We start from the raw sequence: 24,851 nt of genomic DNA, 5'->3' as shown, positions 1-24,851 counted from the left end.
AAGTAGTTTTAGAGAAAGGGAGATAATGACTTTGGCTATAATCCCAGCAAGGGCTGGCTCAAAGGGTATAAAAAACAAAAATCTTGCATTGTTGGGTGATAAGCCCTTGCTTTATTATACTTTTCAGGCAGTTAAGCAAGCTGCTTGTGTAGATGAAGTCGTTTTAAGTAGTGATTCGCAAGAATATCTAGCTTATGCCGAAGAATGTGGAATAAAGCCCTTGCTTAGACCAAAAGAGCTTGCTACAGATAATGCCAAAAGTGATGGTGTAATTTTGCACGCTTTAAGCTGTTTTGAAGGGTTTGAGAATCTTATTTTGTTGCAACCAACTTCACCATTTAGGACACATAAACATATTGATGAAGCCTTTAAGAAATTTAAAAGTGAAAATGCAAAAAGCTTGATTAGCGTTAAGATTATTGATAATGAAATACTAAAAGCTTTTATGTTAGATAAAAATGGAGACTTAAAGGGAATTTGTAATAATACTTTTCCTTTTATGCCTCGTCAGGCTTTACCTGAAGTTTTTATGAGCAATGGAGCAATTTATATTGCAAAGACAGAATCTTTTAAGAAATATAAAAGTTTTTTAATCCCAAAAAGCGTGCCATATGTAATGGATGAAAAAGAAAGCATTGATATAAATACCCAAGAGGATTTGATGAGGGCAAATGAAATGTTAAAGGAGATGAGATGAAGCTTACTGATAGAATCTATACCAAATACGGGAAGTCTTTTAATAATAGTGCTATTGCACGCACACCAGAGTGGATTGAAAATCAAATTAGGCTTGGTTTTGAGAATGCGCGTAAATTTAAAGACAAGCAAAAATATAACCTCACACAATGTCCAATGTGTGAAAGTGCTAATAGTGAGGAGTTTGCTAGCATTTATGGGTTTAAATATGTGCAATGCAAGGATTGTGAGAATCTGTATCTTAAAAATCCTCTTGTAGATCTCACACAGCTTTATACCAATGACGGAGCCGAAAGTTCTTTTGAGGTGTATCTTACAGATGAAATTTTTGAGAAGAGAAAAGCTCTTATTGCAACCCCAAAAGCTGAGTTTATTGATGAAGTAGCGCAAAGATTCTGTTTCTCTAGAGGTTTGTGGCTTGATATTGGCAGTGGAGGCGGAGAGCTTTTATGGGCTGCTAAGAGATTAGGCTATGAGATAAAAGGATTTGAATCTGACCTAAAAGCAATTAATTTTTCTAATCAAAAGTTAGAAAAGGATGCTGTGCAGGAGGGATTCTTAGATATACAAAATTGTGATGAAAGTTTGTTGGCAAATATCAAAAAGGCTGATATCATCACTTTTTTTAATGTCATTGAGCATTTACAAAATCCAAAAGGCGTGATTGAGTTTTTTAAGATACACATGAAAAAAGATGCGCTTTTGGTTATTGAAGTGCCTTCTCATCCAAGCTTAGCGAGTTTTGCGAATATGGTTTCGCCAACTCGTGTGTATCGCCATATGATTCCACCATTTCATCTTAATATTTTTAGTGAAAGATCTTTATTGCAAGTGGCTAATGCAAGGTATATGGGGGGGGGGTATTTAGCCTTGTAGGCAAGTGGTGTTTTGGTCAAGGTTTTATGGATTTGATACATGCTTTTGCCCCTTATCACAAAAATAATGATTTATACACTAAGCTTTGTGCGTGTTTTAATGAAGTGCAAAAAGTCCTTGATGAGAACGGTTTAAGCGACTTTTTACTTCTTATTTTTCGTAAAGAATAGAGGTTTGCTATATAATTGCATGTTTTAAGAATGCTTTGATAAAAGGAGTGTAAATGAAACAATGTTATTTATGTGGCAGTGAGAAAAATCACAAAAGAGATAGAAAGGTAAGGGATAACCCAAATTTAGATATTTTAGAATGTGAATCTTGTGGCTTGGTGTTTTTGAGCTAGCAAACTACAAGCGATGAGTTTTATGCACAGGGCAATATGCACAACCAAGAGGAAATTGACAAACTCACACAACGTAACGACCTCATCAATGACGCTTATATTTTAATAAATCTCGGCTTGATTTTGTGTTAAGTAATCTCATCGACAAGAATTCGCTTGATTTTGGTAGTGGATATGGTGGGTTTTAATCCCAGCAAAGCAGTTTGCAAAATCTGTTATGGGTGTGGAGTTAGAGGAGCAGGTAAAGCCAATTTATGAAAAACATAATATTCCGCTTACACAGAATCTCTCTCTATTAACAGAATCTATAAATTCCACCAGCGTGATAGAATCCAAGATTCTTATCAACCAAAAAACGTCGAGTATGAGCGCGAGCGTAAGCTCGGCGGAGGCGAAGTGGAATTTGACTACGCGCAGACGATACCAACTAATGAAATAGATTCTCAAATGAGCTTAGGGGGGGGGGCAATATGATATTATTACAAGCTTCCGTTGCATAGAGCATTTGCAAGAGTCTATCCCTATCTTACAGCAACTCGCCTCCTTGACTTATGGAAAATGGCAAGATAATTATCGAAGTGCCAATGCAGCGCGCTTTTGAGTATTTATCAAAATACAGCTTTTAAGCATTTTACCTACTGGTTACTACATCTATATCTCTATGATCCTCATTAAAAAAAGCTTGCGCAAAAAGCAAGTTTGCGTGTTGATTTTGTGAAAGGAATTCAGCGTTACCCACTTTCAAATACGCTTTGCTGGCTTTCTTTTGGCAAGCCTACTGGGCAAAAAATTTGGGGAAATTTTTTAGATAACCTAATTTTGCAACAAGCCTATGATTGTTTAACAATTGATGGTTTAAACTTATTTTTACAAAACCCCTTGATAGGCACTAAGTGTCATTTTTATAATTTTATTTTTCAGTCTTAAAATAAAGGATAAAAATACGACAAACAAAGACAGAATAGAGTTTGTAAAAACCGCAGGAAATTTAGTGCATTAGCTTTGGGTGCGGGACAATCCTTTCGCCCTTAAACGCACAGGGCGAGCAAGATTTTATAAAAAACACCATTAGCAATGGAGAGATCCTCACTAAAGGCTTTGGCGTAGATTCAAACAAGTCAAAATTCAAACCTATGACTTTCTCTCGTCACCCAATGGCGCAAATGACATTGTTATAGAGTTTCTGTTTTCTGGCATTTGCCACAGCGATATTCACTATGTCAAAGACGAGTGGGAAGGCACGACCTATCCGCTAGTGCCCGGACATGAAATCGCGGGGGGTGTGATAGTCGTGAGCAAAAATGTGAAAAAATTCAAGGTCGGTGATTATGCAGGTGTGGGTTGTAGGTAAATTCCTGCGGAGAATGCGAGATGTGCAACAATGGGCAAGAGTAATTCTGCGATAATAAAAAAATCGTATTTACTTATACATAGCAAAGACTTCTTCCACGATGATGAAATCACGCGCGGTGGGTATTCAAGCAATATCGTTGTAAGCGAAAAATTTGCCGTAACTATCCCAAGAGACGCACCACTTGATAAAGTCGCACCTTTGCTTTGCGCGGGCATTATGACTTCTTCTCCGCTTAAATTTAGCAAGGTGAAAAAAGATAGCAAAGTAGCGGTGGTAGGCTTTGGTGCTTGGCTCAAGGCGGTAAAATACGCAGTGCAAATGGGTGCAGAAGTAAGCGTGTTTGCAAGAAACAATAAAAAAGAAAAGGAGCTCTTGCAATGGGTGCTAAAACTCCACACAACGACTAATCCAAATGAAGTCAGAGAACGCTTTGATTTGATTATTTCAACCATTCCGACAAATTATGATTTAGCGCAATATGTTGAGCTTTTGAAATGTGGGTCGCCACCACAAGATTCTATGCCAACGCTCAATACTGATGCTTTCATCTTTAAAGCAGGTAAAAAAGGCTATGACTCACTTATTGGTGGTATGAAGGAGATGCAAGAAATGCTAGATTTTTCACTCAAGCACAAAATCTATCCTGAAGTTGAAATCATCACCACTGATAAAATCGATGAAGCGTATGAGAATCTCACCACCGGCAAAGCGAAATTCCACTATGTGATTGATATGAAAAAATCTTTCGCATAAACTTTGCCCTAGTTTGCTTCTTTTAAGCCAAGCTTTTTTATAATTCCGCCTTGAAAAAAGCGGATTCTAAAAATACTTTAAGGAGCAAACAATGATTATGAAGGGTAAAAAAGGTCTCATCGTAGGCGTGGCTAATAATCGGTCAATCGCGTATGGAATCGCCAAAGCGTGCAAAGAGCAGGGCGCAGAGCTTGCTTTCACATTCCTTAATGAAACCTTAGAAAAGCGCGTGCGCCCAATTGCAGAGGAGCTAGATTCTCAAGATTTTGTGTATGAATTAGATGTGTCTAAACCAGAGCATTTTAAGGCGCTTTTTGAAAGCATTAAAAAAGATTTTGGGAATCTTGATTTTATCGTGCATTCTGTGGCATTTGCGAATAAAGAGGCGTTAGAGGGTGATTTTTTAGACACGAGCAAAGAGGCTTTCAATGTGGCGATGGAAATCTCTGTGTATTCTCTCATCGAGCTTTCACGCGAGCTCGCACCTTTGCTAAATCCGGGCGCATCGATTCTCACACTTACTTACTTAGGCAGTGTGAAATATGTGACAAATTACAACATTATGGGTGTGGCAAAGGCTGCGTTAGAATCTAGTGTGCGTTATCTTGCCTATGATTTGGGTAAGAAAAATATTCGTGTGAATGCTATTTCTGCTGGACCTATTAAAACGCTTGCAGCAAGTGGGATTAGCGATTTTAACATTATGCTAAAGTGGAATGAAGCAAATGCGCCATTGCGTGAAAATGTCAGCATTACGCAAGTCGGAAACTCTGCAATGTATCTTTTAAGCGAGCTTTCAAGTGGCGTGACAGGCGAGATTCATTATGTAGATGCTGGATATAATATTATGGGAATGTGTGCAACTGATGAAGTTGATGGCAGGCTTGTGCCTCGTTGGGAATTGCTTAAATAAGACTGACTTTTAGTAGAAATGCTAATGCAAGAATGAGGTTTTGCAAGGCTTTACACATAAGGAGTTTTGGTGGATTCACACACACAAGAAATTGCAAAAAAGCTTCATATCATCTCTCTTGGTTGCACGAAAAACCTTGTAGATTCTGAAGTGATGTTAGGACGACTGAAGCATTATGACATCACGCAAGATATACAAAATGCTGATGCTATCATCATCAATACCTGCGGTTTTATAGAATCTGCAAAGCAAGAGAGTATCGCTACAATTTTTGAAGCAGCAAATAAGCGTAAAAATGGCGCAATACTTGTGGTGAGTGGGTGCTTGAGTGAGCGCTATTATGATGAGCTTAAGGCGCAGATTCCAGAGATTGATATTATTACGGGTGTTGGGGATTATGATAAGATTGATGTAATGCTTGAGCAAAAAAGAAGCTTGCATTCACAAAGGGTCTTTTTGGCAGATGAGGGGAATGAGCGCATTATCGTCAATTCCACCTTTCACGCGTATATCAAGTTGAGTGAGGGTTGCAATCAGCAATGCAGTTTTTGTGCGATACCACATTTTAAGGGAAAGCTCTTTTCGCGCACATTAGATTCTGTGTTAAAAGAGCTTGAAAGTCTCTACAACAGGGGTTTTAGGGACTTTAGCTTTATCGCGCAGGATTCTAGCTCATTTTTGCGCGATAGGGGGCAAAAGGACGGACTTATCGCGCTAATTGGGGCAATTGATAAATTGCAACTTCCAATCACTGCGCGCATTTTGTATCTCTATCCCAGCACCACGACACCAGCACTTATAGAATCTATCGCGCGCTCAAGTACATTTTTGCCTTATTTTGATATGCCATTGCAGCATATTGCAGATTCTATGTTAAAGATTATGAATCGTGGCGCGAACAAAAACTATCATCTAAAGCTTTTAAAGCAAATGCGCGAGGTGGAAAATTCCTTTATGCGCACAAGTTTTATCCTTGGGCATCCGGGGGAGGGTGAGGTGGAGTTTGAAGAGCTGTGCGCGTTTGTGGAGGAGTTTAACTTTGATAGGATGAATATTTTTGAATATTCCCCGCAAGAAAATACGCAGAGTTTTGCCCTTCCACAAGTCGAAAAAAAGCTCATAAATGCGCGTATCAAGCGCTTAAATAAGATTATAGCAAAACAGCAAAAAGCGCATTTTCACGCAATGCTAGGTAAAAATATCGAAGTGGTTGTTGAGGGAAAATCTGAAATTAGCCCGTATTTTTACAGCGCACGCGCGAGGCTTTGGGCGCGCGAGATTGATGGAGAGATTCTTATTAATGATACAGATTTGAACGACTTAGGTTTGTTAGATTCTCATCAAAATCTTGCTTCTGGAGTGTACCTCTGCCAAATCACACAGGTGAAAGATAATTTTGTTTTTGGAAAACTGCTAGAACGCTTATAGGATTATAGGATTTTAAAAGTTTTAGCCCGCTAAAGATTCTCTAAAATTAGGGAATCTTCACCTTAATAAGAATATTAGTAAGCCTTAGATACCATTGCGTGTATTTTTTCACACAGACCCAAAAGACTTAAACCTAACTTTATGAGGAGATTCTATGAATTACAAGCGCGTTTTAATCAAATTTTCAGGCGAGGCATTAAGCGGAGAGAGCGGTTTTGGCATTGATGTTGGTGTTTTGGAATATATCGCAAAAGAAATCAAAACGCTTAGAGAATCTGGCTTAGAAATCGGATTAGTCATCGGTGGAGGGAATATCATACGAGGTGTGAGCGCTGCGCAAGGTGGGATTATACGTCGCACAAGCGGGGATTATATGGGAATGCTTGCAACAGTTATCAACGCAGTGGCTATGCAAGAGGCGTTAGAGCATTTGGGTATCGATGTGAGAGTGCAGAGTGCGATTGAGATTAGAGAGGTGTGTGAGAGCTATATTCACAGGCGCGCGATTAGGCATTTGGAGAAAGGGCGTGTGGTGATTTTTGCCGCTGGGACCGGGAATCCATTCTTTACCACCGATAGCGCAGCTACTTTGCGTGCAGTGGAGATTGGTGCTGGTGTCATCATCAAGGCTACAAAGGTAGATGGCGTGTATGATAAAGACCCAAAGAAATTTAGTGATGCAAAAATGCTTGATGTTGTGAGCTATGATGAGGCACTGCGCGACCATATAAAGGTGATGGACGATACTGCCATAGCACTTGCGAAGGAAAATAAACTGCCAATTTTAATTTGCAATATGTTTAAAAGCGGGAATCTGCTTGAGATTCTCACCAAAAATCAGGGTGTGTATTCTATGGTGAAATAATATGCTACTAAGCCAAAAGCCATTATAATGCGCGCGAAATTTTCACTTAAGAGGTTTGTATGGTAACTTTAAAAGAAGCATTAAGTCTTAAAGAAGAACAACTCAAAGAAATAAAATCTGAAATCATCAAAAAAGCAAAAGAAAATATTGAATTAAACGCCTATATCGGCGCGCTTGAAAGCTCAAATGAAGTGGGCGTGCCAATTTTAATCAAAGACAATATTAATGTCAAAGGTTGGGAGGTTACTTGCGGCTCGAATATTTTGAGAGGCTATATTGCGCCATATAATGCAAGTGTGATTGAAAATCTCCATAAAAATGGTATGTGTGGCTTTGGGCGCGCGAATATGGACGAATTTGCTATGGGAAGCACGACAGAATCTAGCGCGTATGGACGCACGAAAAATCCGCGCGATACTTCACGCGTGCCCGGTGGCTCAAGTGGTGGAGGTGCTGTGGCAGTGGCGGGGGGCTTAGCCATCGCTTCCTTAGGTAGTGATACAGGTGGTTCTATCCGCCAACCAGCAGGGTATTGTGGTTGCGTTGGATTGAAACCAACTTATGGACGCGTGAGCAGATATGGGCTTATAGCTTATAGTTCAAGTTTGGATCAAATCGGACCAATCACGCAAAATGTCGAAGATGCAAGCTTATTGCTTGATGCTATTAGCGGGCACGATGTAAAAGATTCTACTTCCTTGAAACTCCCACCAACAAGCACTTTTGATAATCTTGATAACAATGTGCGCTACAAAATTGGAATCCCGCAAGGATTCTTAGAATCTGCAAGCAAAGAAGTCGCACAAAATTATCAAGATTGCGCCAAAATCCTAGAATCTATGGGGCATAGCCTTGTGGAAGTAGAAATGCTTGATGTGAGTTATCATATTTCAGCCTATTATATCCTCTGCACCGCGGAAGCTAGCTCAAATCTCGCGCGCTTTGATGGTGTGCGCTATGGCAATCGCGCACAAAGTTCGAATCTTAAAGAGCTCTATATCAAATCGCGCACGCTTGGCTTTGGCGATGAAGTAAAGCGCAGAATTATGCTTGGTAACTTTGTGCTAAGCAGTGGCTATTATGACGCGTATTATCTCAAAGCCCAAAAGGTGCGCGATTTGATAAAAGCGCAATATGAGAATTTATTTATGCAATGTGATGTTTTACTTTCCCCCATCGCGCCAAATCTCGCGCCTAAGTTTGGCGCAAGCGCATCGCCACTTGAAATGTATCTAAGCGATATTTATACAATCGGTGTAAATCTTGCTGGTTTACCTGCGATTTGTATCCCTTCAATAAGCCTTAAGGGCTTGCAGGGATTACCTTTTGGCGTGCAATTTATAGGGAATATTTGCGAGGAGCAAAAGGTGTTAAATGCGGCATATGGGCTAGAAAAAGAGTTGGGAAATTCTTAAAGCTTTATTTAAAAAAGGAGGAAGGAGAATGAAAATCTTACAAAAAGCGCTCACTTTTGAGGATATACTGCTTATCCCTTCGTATTCTGAAGTATTGCCTAAAGAGGTGAGTTTAAAGACGCGTTTAAGCAAAAATGTTTCGTTGAATATCCCCATTATCTCCGCTGCGATGGATACGGTGACAGAATATCGCACAGCTATTGCGATGGCACGCCTTGGAGGCATTGGGATAATCCACAAAAATATGGATATACAATCTCAAGTCGAACAAGTCAAAAAAGTCAAAAAAAGCGAAAGTGGAGTGATAGTCGATCCTATCTATATCTTAGCAGATGCTACACTTGCGGAGGCAAAGGAGATTACGGATAATTATAAAATCTCTGGAGTGCCGGTAGTTGATAGCTATGGCAAACTTATTGGAATCCTAACAAATCGCGATGTGCGCTTTGAAACAAACCTTAATAAAAAGGTCGGCGATGTGATGACAAAAGCCCCGCTTATCACGGCTGAAATTGGCACGACTTTAGAGCAAGCGCGCGAAATTATGCATAAACACAGAATCGAAAAGCTTCCCATTGTTGATAAAAACGACACGCTAAAGGGACTTATCACAATTAAAGATATTCAAAAGCGCATAGAATATCCAGATTCTAATAAAGATGACTTTGGGCGTTTGCGCGTGGGCGCAGCGGTTGGCGTGTTTCAATTTGATAGGGCGAGCGCGCTTGTCGATGCGGGTGTTGATGTGCTTGTGCTAGATTCTGCGCACGGACACTCGCTCAATGTCCTAAAAACGCTCAAGGAGATTAAGAGTAAGCTTAGTGTCGATGTCATCGTGGGGAATGTCGTCACTGCGCGTGCGACAAGGGATTTGATAGATTCTGGCGCAGATGGGGTGAAGGTAGGTATAGGACCGGGCAGTATTTGCACCACGCGCATTGTTGCGGGTGTGGGTATGCCACAGGTGAGCGCGATTGAAGGTTGTGCGAATGAAGCGCAAAAAAGCGGAATCCCAATCATCGCTGATGGTGGGATAAAATATTCTGGCGATATTGCAAAAGCCCTAGCCATAGGAGCTACAAGCGTGATGATAGGCTCACTTTTGGCAGGCACAGAGGAGTCGCCGGGTGATTTGATGATTTACCAAGGCAGGCAGTATAAGAGCTATCGTGGTATGGGAAGTATTGGCGCGATGACTAAGGGAAGCGCGGATAGGTATTTCCAAGAGGGTACAGCGCAGGATAAACTCGTGCCAGAAGGTATCGAAGGGCGCGTGCCATATCGCGGGAAAGTGGGTGATGTCGTGCATCAGCTCATCGGCGGACTTTGCTCATCTATGGGTTATCTAGGAAGCAAGGATATTCCGACATTACAACAAAATGCGCAGATTGTCGAAATCACCGCTGCGGGCTTGAAAGAATCTCATGTACATGATGTCGATATCACCAAAGAGGCACCAAACTACCATGGCTAGAGATTTGCACAGCCCTACAACCTCACTTTTGCAAGAAACAGATTTGCAAAATAGTGTAGATTCTCAAAGCTTTGAAGAACTTCTAGAATCCGCGCGTGAAGTGCTAAATCAGCTAAATAGTCAAGATATTAGCTTAAAAGATTCTCTTGGGCTTTATAAACAAGGTGTTGTGATGCTTCTTCAAGCTCAAAAGCTTTTAGAATCTGCAAAGTTTGAATACGAAACACTTCAAAACCCAACCAAATCAAGCTCTTAAAGGGCTTTGAAGCGCGTTTATGCAAATAGTCCCTTATCTTACCAACGAAGCGAGTGTGCTGACATTTTTGCTACTTATTATGCGTTTTGCTGGGGTGTTTGCGTTTTTTCCATTTTTTGAAAATCAGCTTATTTCCCCGAGTATCCGAGGTGCGATGATTTTTTTTGTGGCGCTTATTTTTTTTCCAATCGCACATTACAATCTCGGGCAAATCACGCTTATTGAGCTTATGATAGCGGGACTTTTTGAGCTAATGTTAGGCTTTTTAGCGGGGCTTTGCTTGCAGATTGTGTTTAGTATGGTGAGTTTTAGTGGGGAGATGATTAGTTTTTCTATGGGGCTTACGATGGCAAGCGCGTATGATCCTGTCTCTGGCGCGCAAAAGCCCATTGTCGCGCAGCTTTTAAGTTTGCTTGCAATATTGCTTGCGTTGGGGCTAGATTTTCATCATATGGTTTTTATGCTTGTGGCACACAGCCTAGATTCTGTCCCGTTGGGAAGTTTTGTGTTTGAGGGTAAAAGCGTGGAATATTTTGTCAAAGCCTTTGGGAATCTCTTTGTGGTTGGCTTTTGTATGGCGTTTCCGATTTTAGCAATTATTCTTTTTTCAGATATCATTTTTGGTATGATTATGAAAACGCACCCGCAGTTTAACCTCCTTGCCATCGGATTCCCAGTGAAAATCACCATTGCCTTTGTGGTGCTTATCATTGCTATTCCATCGATTTTCACACATTTTAAAAGCGAGCTAAATGACGCGCTTCTTGCCATAAGTGAGCTATTGCTTTAAATTATTGTATGGTATTCGCAAAGATTCTATAATAAATAAAGCGCTAAGGAATCTGCAAGAAAAAAGTCGTTTGCAATAAGGAAATCGCGCTTTGTTCGCGTATTTTTTTGCGTGGAAAAATTGCGCGTTTGGATATGCGCCTTGCTAGATTCTAGCAAATCTACGCATTTTTTAGAATCTAGCAATTCCACGCGCACACCACTTTTACACCTAAACCCTAGCATAATTTCTTCTGTGCGTAAATCCTCGCTACTCAAAGGCTCGATTTCCCTAAAATGCGGATTTGCAATATATTCTTTGATGCTTTTAAGCGCATTTGTGCGCGCATTCCCAATGCGTGAAAACGTCCCAGCACCGCACCCTATGTATTCTTTAGCTTCCCAATAGCCTAAGTTATGCCTGCAATAATGCTCATTTTTAGCATAATTTGAGACTTCATATTGAATAAATCCCAGTGCTTGTATATGCGCACGCACAAGGTTACTTAAATCTTGCGGAGGCAAAGAGTGCATTTTAGCGGTGTTTTTGGCAAATCGCGAGCCCTCATCAATGCTTAAAGTATAAGCTGAAATGTGCTGTAATGGGAGCTTTGCTAGGTTTTTAAATTCAGATTCTAAGGAAAGTTCAGAATCTAGTGGCGTGCCTGTGATAATATCGCAACTTAAATTTTCAAAGCCCGCATTTAGCGCAAATTCAAAGGCTTTAAAAATATCATTTTGGCAATGTTCGCGCTCTAAAAATTTAAGCTTAGATTCTAAAAAACTCTGCACCCCAATGCTTAAGCGATTTACCCCAAGGGAGCGCATATGCGCGCACCACGAGTGAGAGAGAAGATTGACATTGCCCTCCATTGTGATTTCGCAGTTTTTTTGAATATGTGGCATAAAAACCTTAAACACAGGCTCAAAAAGTGCAGAATCTAGGAGGTTTGGCGTGCCACCACCAAAAAAGACACTAGAGATTTTTGGGTAATTTTGCGTGCTTAAAGAATGTTCTAAATCCTTGCAAAGTGCGTCAATGTAGGGCTTATGGAGGTTTTTTTCGCCGACATAAGAATTAAATGCGCAGTAGCCACACTTGCTTGCACAAAATGGAATATGAATATACAGAAGCAAAAAAATCCTTTTTTGTGAGAGAAATTTGTTATAATCGCCACAAATTTTTAAGAAATTTGAGAATTTTAACTAAATTTTATAGCAAACCCGCTTTTGAAGGCAACATAATGAGTGAGAAAAAATATCGTCCAAATGTCGCAGCTGTGATACTTTCATCAAAATATCCAAATATTTGTGAGTATTTTATCGCCCAACGTAATGATATTAAAGGCGCGTGGCAATTCCCACAAGGCGGGATTGATGAGGGTGAGAATCCAAAAGATGCGCTTTTTAGGGAATTGCAAGAAGAGATTGGCACAAATGAAGTTGAGATTCTTTCAGAATGCTCAGAGTGGATAAAATACGACTTCCCAGAAACGATAAGTAAAAAAATGTATCCCTTTGATGGGCAGATTCAGAAGTATTTTCTTGTCCGCCTAAAACCTCAAGCAAAAATTAATCTAAGCACGATAGAGCCGGAATTTGACGCATATAAATTTGTCGCGTATCAGGAAATTTTTCAGTATGTGACACATTTTAAGAAAAATGTTTATAAAAATGTTTTAAGATACTTTAAGCAAGAAGGATTCTTATAAAAAGAACAATTTAAGGCAAATCACAAAACAATGAAGCTTTTTTATTTTCTAATATTTTTTAGTGTAGTGGCGTTTGGTATGGATTCTCAAAAACTTCAGAATCTAAAGAAAAATCAAACTCTCATCGCACAAAATAATACTAATCAGACTCAAAGCACCACGCAGGCAAAAAATCCAAACATTATGTCAATAGATGAATTTATCCAAAGAGTTGAACACAACTCAATCGCACTTGCAAAGTCAAAAGCTTATGGAAAAGCACTCGTGTATGAGGGTAAGGCGCAAAGGGCGTGGAATAGTCCATATATTGATTTGCAAACACAGCAGGTAAAATCGCCAAGTGGTGGAAAAGAGCTAGAAAGCGAAGTGTATTTAATGCTTGCGCCGCGCCTGCCGTGGGTGAGTAGTATTCTCTCGCAAATGTATCAAACACGTCAAAAGCGTCAAGATAAAAATTATGAGCTCACAAAGCGCCTAAGTATCATTGGTTCAAAGCGTTTGTATTTAGAATATCTCGCGCAAAAGGAGCAGCTAAGTGTTTTTGAAGATAGGCTAAAGAATGCTAAAGAACAGCTTGATATCGCTGAAGTGCGCTATAACGCAGGGAGAATCTCAAAATCGCAATATCTCTTTTTTAAGAGCGATTATCTAAGCGTGCAGTTTTTGGTGCAAAATAGCAAAAAGATCCTCGCAAATACACTCAATGCGCTCAAAGTCGTGCTAGGTGTAGTTGGGGAGAGTGATGATGTGGTGGTGGAGAATCTGGAATTTACCTACCTAAATCTAAGCAAAGAGGACATAAGAGAATATCTCAAAAGTTCGCTCTACCTTGAAATAGTGAGCTTGGATATAGAGGATTATAGCAATAGCGCGAAGTTTGCTTCAAGAAGTCGCTTTGATTCTGTGGAAATTGGCGTGGGTGCAAATGTGGCAGAATCCACAACAGGTGCGGGATTGAAGCTCAAAATCCCATTTCCTCTCACCACAAAATATGGTAATCAAAAAGCAATGTATTTAGCCTTGCAAAGTGGCTCTTTGCGCGAGAGTGAGATTTTACAAGAAAGCTTGCAGAGTAATGCGCTCTCTTTCTTTGCACAATTGGAGCTAAAGCGCAATGCCATAGCACTTGCAAGAAGCGATGAGGAAAATAAACGAGCCCTTGCAGAGATTAGTCGTATTGGCTATGAAGCAGGCAAAACAAGCGTTTTTGAATATCTTACAACAAAAAATAACCACCTAGATTCTATGATTAAAACAATCGAGGCGAAAAAGGATTATGCCAATACCTTAGCTCTGCTTGAAGAAAGCCTTGCATCAGTGCTAGTGTTGCCTAACTCACAAGAGCAAAAAGCGCAAAAATAAAGAAGGAGAAATGATGAGAATACTTGTGATATTTTACCTGCTATGTGCCTGTTTGTGGGGATTTGATGAAATTATTATTAGTGAATCTGAAATTAAAACAAATGGCTTAAAGGTTATTAGTCTTAGCAGTAAAAATATTAATTCTAAAGGAATGCCTTTCAATGCACTTATTGACTTTGATGATAAAACCTCTGTGGCGCAGAGCTCGAGCTTTGAGACGGTGGTGGTGAATGTCTATAAACGCGAGGGCGAGTATGTCAAAAAGGGCGATTTGATTTGCGATATTAGCTCAAATGAGCTTAGCACACTATTTTTTGAGTTTAAAAATACGCGTGATAGGCTGAAAATCGCTTCAGAAAATGAGGCAAAAGATAAAATGCTCTATGAGAGTGGCGTTATCTCAAAGCGCGAGTATCAATTAAGCTACCTTACGATGAATGAGCTTAGGCTGAAATATAATGAAACCTTTGCAAAGCTTGATTTGCTGGGCGTGAGTAAGGCATTTATGGAATCTGGTAAGCAAGGGCAGCATGGATTCCCAATTGTGGCAAAGGCTAGTGGGGTGCTTTCAGTCGCGCCGCGTCAAAGCGGGCAGAAAATCAATGCTTTTACGCCTTATGTGAGAATCTCGCTTAAAGATAGCGGTTTGCTCGGGCGCATACGCGTGCCGGTGCATTTGGCTCACACGATTGAAAAAGGCGATGCACTTTATGATGAAAAAGGCAAGGAAATAGGCTTTATTGATACCATTTCTGTGGTGATTGACAAGGACACAAACACGATTTTAGCCACTGCTAAAATCACGGCAGATTTTAAAGTCGGCGAGTTAGTCGAAGTATATATCGGCGGGGGCTTGCCAGAAAACAGCATACTTATTCCATCATCTGCGGTGCTAAAAATAGGCAATGATTATGTAACTTTCGTGCGCACAAAGAATGGATTTTTACCTATGAAAATAGAAGTAACTGAAGAGCGCGACAATAGCTTTGCTATCAAAAAAGGCGTGCTAAAGCCAAATATGCAAATCGCCACAGGCTCAATTATCATCTTGCAAGGTATGCTAAGTGGTTTAGGTGTAAGTGAAGGCGGCGGGCATGCTCACTAAGATTATTGAATTTTCCCTGCGTCAGCGCTTGATGGTGATTATCTGCGCGCTTGCGTTGGTGTTTTTTGGTGGGTATAGCTTTTTTACCATTCCTGTTGATGCTTTCCCAGATATTTCTTCTACGCAAGTAAAGATAATTCTCAAAGCTCCGGGTATGGCGCCAGAAGAAGTAGAAAATCGTGTCGTGCGTCCGCTAGAGCTAGAGCTGTTGGGCTTGCCAAATCAAAAATCCCTACGCAGCCTTTCAAAATATGGAATCGCAGATATTACCATTGATTTTAATGATGGCACAGATATTTACCTTGCGCGCAATATGGTAAATGAAAAGCTCACGATGGCAATGTCGGATTTGCCCTCTGAAGTGAGTGGTGGGCTAGCACCGATTGTAACGCCGCTTAGCGATATGTTTATGTTTACGATTGAAGGCAATATTAGCGAGGTAGAAAAGCGTCAATTGCTTGATTTTACCATTCGCCCCATTCTTAGAAATACCAAAGGCGTGGCAGATGTCAATCGTCTAGGTGGTTACGCGCGCGCCATTGCGGTGGTGCCGGATTTTGATAATATGGCGCGCCTTGGCATTAGTATTTCTCGCCTTGAAGAAGCATTAAGTGCAAATCTTAAAAATGACGGCGCTGGGCGCGTGGATAGAGATGGACAGACATTTTTGGTTAAGATTCAAACAGCTTCGCTTAGCATTGACAAAATTAAAGAAATCCCTGTTATCACAAAAATGGGCTATGTCAAGGTTGGGAATTTCTGCGATGTGATAGAATCTCACATGACACGCTTAGGGCTTGTGGTGATTGATGGTGTGGGTGAGACGACACAAGGGCTTGTGCTTTCGCTCAAAGGTGCAAATGCGCGCGATGCGATTGTAGAGATTAAGAAAAAAATGGAAGAGCTAAAGCCAAACCTCCCCGAAGGCGTGGAATTGCGCGTGTTTTATGATAGGTCTGAGCTTACACAAAAAGCGGTAAATAATGTCATTAAGGTGTTAAGTGAAGCGGTGATTCTCATTGTTATCACACTTTTTTTATTCCTAGGCGATGTGCGTGCGGCGGTGGCTGTGAGCGTGATTTTACCGCTGGCGATTTCTGTGGCGTTTGTAATGATGCGACAATATGGAATCTCCGCAAACCTTATGAGCTTAGGCGGGCTGGCAATTGCCATTGGAATCTTGGTGGATTCTGCGGTGGTGATGGTAGAAAATGCGTTTGAGCGTCTAAGTTTTAATAAAAACGCACCAAAGCTTCATAGTGTCTATCGCGCGTGCAATGAGATTTCTGTCTCTGTGTTTAGCGGGATTCTCATCATCATCATTTTCTTTGTGCCAATTCTTACCTTGCAGGGTTTAGAAGGGAAGTTTTTTATCCCTTTAGCTCAAACCATTGTTTTTGCGCTACTTGGCTCGCTTATCCTTTCAATGACTGTTATCCCGGTTATTAGCTCTTTTGTGCTTAAGGTTAAGGATCATAAAGAAACTATGCTTACAAGATTCCTCCACAAGATGTATGAGCCGATTCTTAATTTTTCATTAAAACGTTTTAAGGTTGTGTTTTTAAGCGCGATAGCCTTTTTGGTGTTGAGTTTTTCATTGTTTCCATTTATCGGAAGTGCCTTTATGCCTACACTCAATGAAGGCGATATTGTCATCAATGTCGAGGGTCCGCCATCTATTTCGCTAGACCAAAATAAGGAATTAATGCTTATCTTGCAACGCGAGCTTTTAGCGCGCGTACCGGATATTAAAAGCGTGGTTACACGCATAGGTGCTGATGAAGTGGGGCTAGATCCAGCAGGACCAAATCAGTCTGATGCCTTTATTTCTTTTAAGCCCCAAGATACTTGGCAGGCAAAGGATTTAGACGAGATACGAGGGCAGATTCGCGAAGTGTTGCAAGACATCAAAGGCGCGAATCTTGCGATTATGCAACCAATTGATATGAGAATCTCAGAAATGCTTACAGGTGTGCGCGGGGATTTGGCGATTAAGATTTTTGGTGTGGAGATTGATGAGCTCAATGAGCTAAGTGCGCAAATTGTGGAGATTCTAAAAAGCATACAAGGCGCAGAGGAAACCTTTACTACGCTTAATCAAGGTGTAAGTTACCTCCATATCACGCCACATTCTGCAATTATGGCAAATACAGGCATTTCAAGCGATGAATTTGCGCGCTTTATGAAAAGCTCGCTTGAAGGTGTGATGGTGGAATATATCCCGCAAGGAATTGCCAGAATCCCAGTCATTATCCGCCAAAATAAAGAAATCGCAAGTGATATTACAAAGCTAAAGAGTCTTGAGATGAGTTCGCAAAATGGTGCGCCTACACCTATTAGCTCCATTGCAGATATTAGAGAAGTTGATGGACCAGTGCAAGTGCAGCGCGAGGGCGCACAGCGCTATAATGTCGTGCGCACAAATGTGCGTAATCGCGATTTGGGAAGTTTCGTGCAAGAGGCGCAAGAGCGCATTGCTTCTGAAGTGAGCTTGCCTGATGGGTATAGCATTGTTTATGGTGGGCAGTTTGAGAATCAACAGCGCGCAAATAAGCGCTTTGCAACCGTTATTCCACTTAGTATTTTGGCGATTTTCTTTATTTTATTTTTCACTTTTAAATCTATTCCTTTAGCACTTTTGATTTTGCTCAATATCCCATTTGCCGTTACAGGCGGACTTATATCGCTTTTTGTTTCTGGGGAATATATCTCTGTGCCAGCTTCTGTTGGCTTTATCGCGCTTTTTGGTATTGCGGTGCTAAATGGCGTGGTGATGATTGGCTACTTTTTGCAACTTTTAAAGCAAGGTATGAGCTTAGATGAATGCGTGGTGATAGGCGCGAAACGAAGATTGCGCCCGGTATTGATGACGGCGTGTATTGCGGGGCTTGGGCTTGTGCCGATGCTGCTTTCAAGCGGTGTTGGAAGCGAGGTGCAAAAGCCTTTGGCGATTGTGGTTTTAGGTGGGCTTGTGACTTCTAGCTTCCTTACACTTGTGATGTTGCCACCGCTTTTTAGATTTGTCTCGCGCAAGTTTAGTGTTGTGTAGTGCTTTTTGAAAGCAAAGGAGGGGAAATGGAAGAGCTTATTTTAGAAATTTATTTCAAGCATAATTTAAAAGATTCTCTCGTGGATATGTTATTAGAAGATGGATTTGATGATTTTTTTTATCATAAATGTTCCAAATATGCCTCTACTTCATTGCTTACAAGTCCTAAAGAGCAGGTGAGTGGGAGGCAGGAATATGGACTTCTTAGAATCTGCTTAAGTGATGAGCGCGCGAAATTTTTAGCAAACAAACTCTTGCAAGCCTTTGGGACAGAGGATATTAAGCTTTTTAAAGCACAATTAGAGCGCTTTGTGCTTTAGCAATTTTTAAGGAGTGGTATGCAGGAAAGTCCAAAACTAACACAATTTGTCTCTTGTGCTGGGTGAGCGGCTAAAGTGGGTCCGGAGGATCTCAAACAAATTACAACCGCGCTTCATCAGCCAAAAAATGAGAATCTGCTGATAGGCTTTGAAACAAGTGAGGACTGTGGTGCTTTGAGGCTTGAAAATGTCTTTTTACAAGAGCACTCTTTGGCTAAAAAACGCGCGCAAATAGGGCAGATTCAAGATGAAGATTTAAGCACAGATGAGCCTATTTTACTTGCGAGCGTGGATTTTATCACGCCAATTGTTGATGAACCTTATATGTATGGTGCTATTGCTGCGGCAAACTCGCTAAGCGATATTTTTGCCTGTGGCGGGAAAGCACTAAGTGCGCTAAATCTTTTTATGTGGGATAGCGCGCGTGTTGAGGCGAAGTATGCGCGTGAAATCCTACGTGGCGGACTTGAAAAAATCACTGAATGCGGCGCGGTGCTTTTGGGCGGACATACCACAGCAGATTCTGAAATGAAATATGGACTAAGTGTAAATGGAATCGTGCAAAAAAGCAAACTTTGGCGCAATGATAGCGCGCATATCGGTGATGCATTGGTATTGTGCAAAGCACTTGGCTCTGGGATTCTTAGCACTGCGCTAAAAGCTGGCGAAAAATTTAACACAGACTTTTTTTTGCATTCTTTAAGTATGCTAAATTGGAATGCAAGCTTGCAAGCGCATAAATACGAAATCCACGCTTGCACGGATATTACAGGCTTTGGGCTTATCGGGCATTGTTTTGAAATGTGTGGGAAGGAAAATTTCACAAAAAGTATTTTATTACACACGCAAAACATTGTACTTTTCCCAGAGACGCTAAGGTTTGCAAATGAAGGCTTTGTGCCTGGTGGAAGTTATAGAAACAAAGAGAGTTTTGAGCGCTTTGTAGGAATTGCGTGTAGTGTGGAAAATGAAATGCTTTTTTATGATGTGCAGACAAGCGGAGGCTTACTTTTTGCCTTGCCTTTTTCGCAGGCACAAAATCTTGTGAATGATTTACACAAGGCAGGTTATGAGGCAAGTGCAATCATTGGCGAAATAATCCCTAAAAGACAATCCGCAATAATCTTGGGCTAGATAGAATCCGCTTTTCGTATTGAAAGATTCTCTCAAGGATTTTTTGTTTAAAAGAAGAGCTTTGCGTTGCCCACTCCCCGCAAGGTGTGTAAAGTAGGCAACAAGTGGGTAAAATGTAGGTGTTATTTATGAAGCTCGTTTATATAGAATCTCACAGATTCTATACCATTTTTAAGCCCCCATTCATATGCTTGAGACACAAAATGCCAATTAATATGCGCGTAAAACTTCTCCAAATACGCTGGGCGCGCATTTCTATGGTCGATATAATATGCGTGTTCCCACACATCTACCACAAGCAATGGAATCTTAGATTCACTTATTGGCGTAGCGGCGTTGGAAGTTTGCACGATTTCAAGCTTTTTGTCCTTTGGATTTAGTACAAGCCAATTCCACCCAGAGCCGAAAAGCGTGGTGCTTGAAGCAAGGAATTTTTCTTTAAAAGAATCTAGTGAGCCAAAATTTTCTACAAGCGCATTTTTAAGCTCCGCGCTCATTTCGCTTGACTTTGGCGCAATGCAATCCCAATAAAAATCGTGATTATACACTTGCGCTGCGTTGTTGAAAAGTCCACCGCTCGCGCTTTGGATAATCTCAAACAAATCTTTATTTGCAAAATCAGTATTTGCAATGAGATTGTTAAGGTTGGTTATATAGGTGTTGTGATGCTTGCCGTAGTGGTAGCTAAATGCCTCAGGGCTTAAAAAATCGCCAAACTCTGTGGGTTCGTAAGGTAATTTGCGTAGTTGAAACATAATTTTCTCCTTAAATGTTATTTTTGTGAAAGGCGCAATTATAGCATTTCAAGCGATAATGAAGAGAGAATGTTACAAAAATCCTTGACAGACACTAAGTGTTAGTATTTATAATATTGAACTCCAAAAAAATTTCAAAGGGCACCAATGCGAAGAAATATTTTTTACAGAATACTAAACCTTCAAAAAGGTGAATTTGTTTTGCTTTTGTGTTCATTTACTTTTATGTTTTTAATCTTTGCAAGTTATGGAATCTTGCGTCCTGTGCGTGATGCACTGGGTTTAGAAAATGGGAGCGAAAATCTCAAGTGGCTATTTTTAGCCACTTTTGTGGCGATGATTTTCTTTTCACTACTTGCGATGTGGCTTAGTGGTTTTGTGAAGCGCAAATTCTATATTGAATGTATATTTATATTTTTCACACTCAATCTGCTTTGCTTTTATGTGGCTATGCGTGCTATTCCTGACACTAGCTCATATTTTATTTATCTAAGCTCTGCTTTTTATGTGTGGGTGAGTATTTTTAGTCTTTTTATCATTTCAAGCGCGTGGAGTTTGCTTGTGGATATTTATAGTAAGGAGCGCTCACAGCGGCTTTTTGGCATTATCATCGCGGGCGTGAGTTTAGGAGGGATTGTGGGTGCGGCGATGGTGATTTCGCTCAAGCAATATTTGCAAACGCCTAGCTTTATTCTTACCTCAATGCTACTTTTAGCCCTAGCACTAGTATTTAAGCATTTTATCATAAGCGAGGCTTTTCAGTTACTTAGCAAAAGTGATGATTCTAACAATCCTTTGGACATACTACAAGAACGTTTTAATAAGCCAATTGGCTCAAAAAATCCATTTTCTGGCTTTAGTCTTATTATCAAGAGTCCCTATTTGATGGCATTTATGGGCTTTATATTGCTTTTGACAAGTGTGAGCACTTTTTTATACCTCGAGCAAAGCAGGGTTATTCAAGAGCTTTTCCCAAAAAATATGGAAGGCTACAAAGAGACGCGCGCTTCCATATTTGCAAGTATTGATTTGATTGTGCAGAGTGCGAGCTTTTTTATACAATTTTTCCTTACCTCGCGCATTGTGAAGTTTATCGGGCTTAAGTGGTTGCTTTCAAGCCTTGGAGTGGTGATTGCGGTTGGATTTGTATGGCTTGCTTTCGTGCATTCTACACCATTTTCATCTGCAAGTGAGTCATATATTCTTAGAGTCTTTGGTATGGATTTCAATTTTTACCCTAATCTCTTGCCAATAGCTGTGGTGATGTCTCTAAGACGCATTGGTGAATACGCGCTTATCCGCCCGAGCAGGGAGATGCTTTTTGTCCCGCTAGATTCTGAATCTAAATATAAGGTAAAAAATTTCCTTGATACGGTGGTGTATCGCGCTGGAGATTCTCTAAGTGCGCAAGTTGAAGGTGCGATTGCACAAGTTAGTATTATGGGCGTGCTTTTTGTAGGTGCTAAAGTGAGCCTTGTATGGAGTGGGTTTGGCTGGTATCTAGGCAAAAAATATGAGACGCAAAAGTACTAGTTTGGATTCTGTTTCATTAATCGTATTTTATCATCAAAATTTTATCTGTGATGAAGCACTGCGTTTAATCTAACTTTCAGCCCACTTGTAACCTATCACTCCATATAAAACGACATAATATTATATTTATTTTTTATAGCGTTAGTGATTTTTTTAAATTTTATCAGTGTGGGAAAATAAGGGGTGGATTAATTTTAAAAAAAAGGTAAAATACACGCTTTTGATGTCTTGGTTTAGGCTTAAAATTAGTTTTAGGAGCGATGATGCAAAATCTAACACAAGAGGCGATAAATAAGCTCTTGCATGGAGAAAATCTCAATTTTACTCTTGCACAAAATGTAATGAATGAAATTATGGAGGGCAAAGTCAGCCAAGTGCAAATGGCGGCGTATTTGAGCCTTCTTAGTGCGAAAGGCGAGAGTATCGAGGAGATTACAGCTTCAGCACTTTCTATGCGCGCACATAGCTTGAAATTAGAGCATAATTTTGATGTGCTTGAGATTGTCGGCACAGGCGGTGATGGCTCAAATTCTTTTAATATCTCCACAACCTCTTCTTTTGTCATCGCTGCAAGTGGCGTGAAAGTCGCAAAGCACGGCAACCGCGCAGCTTCATCAAAAAGCGGTGCGGCTGATGTTTTGGAAGCTTTGGGTGTAAATATTTTGCTAAGTCCCGCGCAGTCTTTGGAACTTTTGAAAAACATAAATATCTGCTTTCTCTTCGCTCAAACCTACCATAGTGCGATGAAATATGTCGCACCTGTGCGCAAAGAGCTTGGAATAAAGAGTATTTTTAATCTTTTAGGACCACTTTCAAATCCTGCCAATGCGCAGTTTCAACTTATGGGCGTGTATGAAAAGTCGCTCGTAGAGCCACTTGCAAAGGTGCTGTCAAATCTAGGTGTGGCGCGTGCTATGGTGGTGTATGGGCTAGATCGCCTTGATGAGATAAGCTTGAGTGCAAAAACTTTCGTTTGCGAGGTGGATTGCGGGAAATTTACAAGCTATGAAATAAGCCCGCACGATGTGGGTTATGATTTTTGCGATAAAGACGCGCTTACAGGTGGGAATCCACAGGAAAACGCCAAAATCACAAGGGAAATCCTTAGTGCAAAGCTTAAAGGTGCAAAGCGAGAATCTGTGTGCCTAAATGCAGGCACTGCGCTTTATATCGCAAAGCGCGCGGAGAGTTTGGAGCAGGGCGTGCGTTTGGCAGAAAGCCTTATAGATTCTGGCAAAGCAGAGGCAAAGCTTGAGCAATTTATTTTACAAAGTAACACGATATGAATATTTTAGAGCAAATTTGTGAGGATACAAAAGCGCGCATACAAGAGCAAATGCGCCAAATCCCGCGCGCGCAAATGATAACTCTCGCGCAAGAAAAAGCCCAAAAGTCAGAATCTTTTGCCTTTGAGCGCGCGCTAAAGCGCAGGGAAAATGAAGCAATGAAATTTATTTGCGAGGTGAAAAAGGCTTCACCTTCAAAAGGCGTCATCGCGCAGGATTTCCACTACACAGAGATTGCACGTGAATATGAGCGCGCTGGGGCTAGTTGTATTTCTTGCTTGACTGAGCCAAAGTATTTTTTGGGCGCGGATTCTTACTTGCAGGAGATAAGGGAAGCCGTGAGCGTGCCACTTTTACGCAAGGATTTTACGATAGATTCTTATATGATTTATCAAGCAAGGCTTTTGGGCGCGGATTGTGTGCTGTTCATTTGTGCGATTTTGGGTGCAAATGAATTGCAAGAATATCTTAGCATTGCGCAAAGTTTGGGGTTAAGCGCGCTTGTGGAGGTGCATAATGAGCGTGAATTGCAAATGGCTCTAGATTCTAGCGCGCGCTTAATTGGCGTTAATAACCGCGATTTAAAGACCTTTAGCGTGGATTTAAACATTAGCTTGCGCTTAAAAAAGCTTTGTCCTACGCATATTACCTTTATCGCGGAAAGTGGAATTGGCACACGAGAGGATATTGTGCTTTTAGAAAAAGGCGGTGTTGATGGCGTTTTGATTGGCGAGGGGTTAATGAGGCAAAGCGATAAAATGCATGCACTTAGCGAGCTTAGAGGCGAAACTAAGGGCAAATTCAAAGGAATGCAAAAGGCATTTGATGAAAATTAAAACCTGCGGACTTTGGCGTGCACAAGATATAGAGCATGCAAATGTGCTTAAGCCTGATTTTATCGGCTTTGTCTTTGCACAATCTAAGCGAGAAGTGAGCCTTCAACAAGCAAAGGCGTTAAAAAAAAATCTAGATTCTCAAATCAAGGCTGTTGGCGTGTTTGTGGGCTGTGAAAATGCGCGGATTTTGGAAGCTTTGAGGGAGGGCATTATTGACTGCGTGCAAATCCATAATGTGCCTTTTGAGGAAATGCGCGCTTTGCGGGATTGTTTAAAACGCGATTTTCCACATACCACAATCATAGAGGCACGCAAAACACAGAATCTAGAGGTGTTGCTCACACCTTGTGTGGCGGATTTTTTGCTTTTAGATTCTTTGCACTCAGGAAGTGGAAAGCGCTTTGATTGGGCACTTTTGGAGGAGGCAAAAAAGGCTGGCTTTAAAGAGGAATTTTTCCTAGCTGGCGGGATAGATTCTCAAAACTTAGATGAAGCAATGGCATTAAAGCCTTATGCTATCGATATTTCAAGTGGGATAGAATCTCAAGGGGTTAAAAATTTTGCTAAAATGCAAGAAGTCATTGCGCGCGTGCGCGCGTGGCAAGAGTAGGCATTGGT

23 protein-coding genes and 1 pseudogene are annotated in these 24,851 nt (G+C 40.8%); 22 read left to right on the top strand and 2 right to left on the bottom strand.

Annotated elements, in window-relative coordinates:
• The first annotated feature begins 25 nt into the window (after window positions 1–25).
• The 12 genes and pseudogenes from A3217_RS07210 to fliR all read left to right on the top strand — a co-directional run bounded on the left by A3217_RS07210 (window position 26) and on the right by fliR (window position 11,163).
• Entirely contained in the window at window positions 26–697 is a 672-nt protein-coding gene (locus A3217_RS07210; RefSeq protein ID WP_066389198.1) for an acylneuraminate cytidylyltransferase family protein, read from the top strand.
• Complete coding sequence (locus A3217_RS07205) at window positions 694–1,572, top strand: class I SAM-dependent methyltransferase (protein WP_066389197.1); 879 nt, start codon at window positions 694–696, stop codon at window positions 1,570–1,572. Before A3217_RS07210 ends, A3217_RS07205 begins: the two co-directional genes overlap by 4 nt.
• Before the next feature lie 560 nt (window positions 1,573–2,132).
• Entirely contained in the window at window positions 2,133–2,354 is a 222-nt protein-coding gene (locus A3217_RS09090) for a hypothetical protein (RefSeq protein WP_156471887.1), read from the top strand.
• A 260-nt stretch (window positions 2,355–2,614) separates the two neighbouring features.
• On the top strand, window positions 2,615–2,842 hold the full coding sequence (locus A3217_RS07200) for a hypothetical protein (protein ID WP_066389196.1): 228 nt from the start codon (window positions 2,615–2,617) through the stop codon (window positions 2,840–2,842).
• Between the two features lie 128 nt (window positions 2,843–2,970).
• Window positions 2,971–4,022: pseudogene (locus tag A3217_RS07195) on the top strand (NAD(P)-dependent alcohol dehydrogenase).
• A gap of 91 nt (window positions 4,023–4,113) precedes the next feature.
• Window positions 4,114–4,935 carry an enoyl-ACP reductase FabI gene (gene fabI, locus A3217_RS07190; protein ID WP_066389192.1) on the top strand — a complete coding sequence of 274 codons (822 nt, stop codon included), beginning with the start codon at window positions 4,114–4,116 and terminating at the stop codon, window positions 4,933–4,935.
• Window positions 4,936–5,004: 69 nt separating this feature from the next.
• A complete protein-coding gene (gene rimO / locus A3217_RS07185) occupies window positions 5,005–6,363 on the top strand; it encodes a 30S ribosomal protein S12 methylthiotransferase RimO (protein ID WP_257722268.1) in 1,359 nt (452 codons plus the stop codon).
• Window positions 6,364–6,517: 154 nt separating this feature from the next.
• Entirely contained in the window at window positions 6,518–7,228 is a 711-nt protein-coding gene (pyrH, locus tag A3217_RS07180) for a UMP kinase (RefSeq protein WP_066389190.1), read from the top strand.
• 59 nt (window positions 7,229–7,287) lie between these two features.
• A complete protein-coding gene (gene gatA, locus A3217_RS07175) occupies window positions 7,288–8,643 on the top strand; it encodes an Asp-tRNA(Asn)/Glu-tRNA(Gln) amidotransferase subunit GatA (RefSeq protein ID WP_066389189.1) in 1,356 nt (451 codons plus the stop codon).
• A 28-nt stretch (window positions 8,644–8,671) separates the two neighbouring features.
• Window positions 8,672–10,117 (top strand): IMP dehydrogenase, encoded by a 1,446-nt coding sequence (guaB, locus tag A3217_RS07170; RefSeq protein WP_066389187.1) that lies wholly within the window; start codon window positions 8,672–8,674, stop codon window positions 10,115–10,117.
• The gene (xseB, locus tag A3217_RS07165) at window positions 10,110–10,373 is read left to right on the top strand and encodes an exodeoxyribonuclease VII small subunit (protein ID WP_066389186.1); all 264 of its coding nucleotides are present in this window, start codon (window positions 10,110–10,112) and stop codon (window positions 10,371–10,373) included. The genes guaB and xseB overlap by 8 nt, the downstream gene beginning before the upstream one ends.
• A 19-nt stretch (window positions 10,374–10,392) precedes the next feature.
• The gene (gene fliR, locus A3217_RS07160; protein ID WP_066389184.1) at window positions 10,393–11,163 is read left to right on the top strand and encodes a flagellar biosynthetic protein FliR; all 771 of its coding nucleotides are present in this window, start codon (window positions 10,393–10,395) and stop codon (window positions 11,161–11,163) included.
• A 26-nt stretch (window positions 11,164–11,189) separates the two neighbouring features.
• Here the strand turns inward: fliR and hemW are convergent, their stop codons facing one another.
• A complete protein-coding gene (gene hemW / locus A3217_RS07155) occupies window positions 11,190–12,278 on the bottom strand; it encodes a radical SAM family heme chaperone HemW (protein ID WP_066389183.1) in 1,089 nt (362 codons plus the stop codon).
• Window positions 12,279–12,382: 104 nt separating this feature from the next.
• Between hemW and A3217_RS07150 the strand changes: the two genes are divergently transcribed.
• The 6 genes from A3217_RS07150 (at window position 12,383) to selD (ending at window position 19,823) form a co-directional block, all read left to right on the top strand.
• Window positions 12,383–12,853 (top strand): RNA pyrophosphohydrolase, encoded by a 471-nt coding sequence (locus A3217_RS07150; RefSeq protein WP_197456924.1) that lies wholly within the window; start codon window positions 12,383–12,385, stop codon window positions 12,851–12,853.
• Between the two features lie 30 nt (window positions 12,854–12,883).
• Window positions 12,884–14,215, top strand: coding sequence for a TolC family protein (locus A3217_RS07145; RefSeq protein WP_066389182.1), 1,332 nt, complete (start codon window positions 12,884–12,886; stop codon window positions 14,213–14,215).
• 13 nt (window positions 14,216–14,228) lie between these two features.
• A complete protein-coding gene (locus A3217_RS07140) occupies window positions 14,229–15,320 on the top strand; it encodes an efflux RND transporter periplasmic adaptor subunit (protein WP_066389181.1) in 1,092 nt (363 codons plus the stop codon).
• Entirely contained in the window at window positions 15,310–18,369 is a 3,060-nt protein-coding gene (locus A3217_RS07135) for an efflux RND transporter permease subunit (protein WP_066389179.1), read from the top strand. Before A3217_RS07140 ends, A3217_RS07135 begins: the two co-directional genes overlap by 11 nt.
• A gap of 26 nt (window positions 18,370–18,395) precedes the next feature.
• Entirely contained in the window at window positions 18,396–18,689 is a 294-nt protein-coding gene (locus A3217_RS07130) for a DUF3240 family protein (RefSeq protein ID WP_066389177.1), read from the top strand.
• Between the two features lie 75 nt (window positions 18,690–18,764).
• Window positions 18,765–19,823 carry a selenide, water dikinase SelD gene (selD, locus tag A3217_RS07125; RefSeq protein ID WP_082807912.1) on the top strand — a complete coding sequence of 353 codons (1,059 nt, stop codon included), beginning with the start codon at window positions 18,765–18,767 and terminating at the stop codon, window positions 19,821–19,823.
• A 122-nt stretch (window positions 19,824–19,945) separates the two neighbouring features.
• Here selD and A3217_RS07120 read toward each other — a convergent pair whose 3' ends face one another.
• Window positions 19,946–20,578 (bottom strand): superoxide dismutase, encoded by a 633-nt coding sequence (locus A3217_RS07120; RefSeq protein ID WP_066389175.1) that lies wholly within the window; start codon window positions 20,576–20,578, stop codon window positions 19,946–19,948.
• 147 nt (window positions 20,579–20,725) lie between these two features.
• On the opposite strand from A3217_RS07120, the gene A3217_RS07115 reads away from it, so the two are divergent.
• The 4 genes from A3217_RS07115 to A3217_RS07100 all read left to right on the top strand — a co-directional run bounded on the left by A3217_RS07115 (window position 20,726) and on the right by A3217_RS07100 (window position 24,843).
• On the top strand, window positions 20,726–22,111 hold the full coding sequence (locus A3217_RS07115; protein WP_066389174.1) for an NTP/NDP exchange transporter: 1,386 nt from the start codon (window positions 20,726–20,728) through the stop codon (window positions 22,109–22,111).
• Between the two features lie 263 nt (window positions 22,112–22,374).
• Entirely contained in the window at window positions 22,375–23,397 is a 1,023-nt protein-coding gene (gene trpD / locus A3217_RS07110; protein WP_066389173.1) for an anthranilate phosphoribosyltransferase, read from the top strand.
• Complete coding sequence (trpC, locus tag A3217_RS07105; protein WP_066389172.1) at window positions 23,394–24,233, top strand: indole-3-glycerol phosphate synthase TrpC; 840 nt, start codon at window positions 23,394–23,396, stop codon at window positions 24,231–24,233. The genes trpD and trpC overlap by 4 nt, the downstream gene beginning before the upstream one ends.
• Window positions 24,223–24,843: a phosphoribosylanthranilate isomerase gene (locus tag A3217_RS07100; RefSeq protein WP_066389170.1), complete on the top strand. Its 621-nt coding sequence runs from the start codon at window positions 24,223–24,225 to the stop codon at window positions 24,841–24,843. Before trpC ends, A3217_RS07100 begins: the two co-directional genes overlap by 11 nt.
• Window positions 24,844–24,851 lie beyond the last annotated feature (8 nt).

It is taken from the genome of Helicobacter himalayensis (assembly GCF_001602095.1).
In the GTDB taxonomy this organism is placed as follows: domain Bacteria; phylum Campylobacterota; class Campylobacteria; order Campylobacterales; family Helicobacteraceae; genus Helicobacter_F; species Helicobacter_F himalayensis.
The sequence above is the reverse complement of the archived record's forward strand: the minus strand, read 5'-3'. Positions and strand labels throughout refer to the sequence as shown.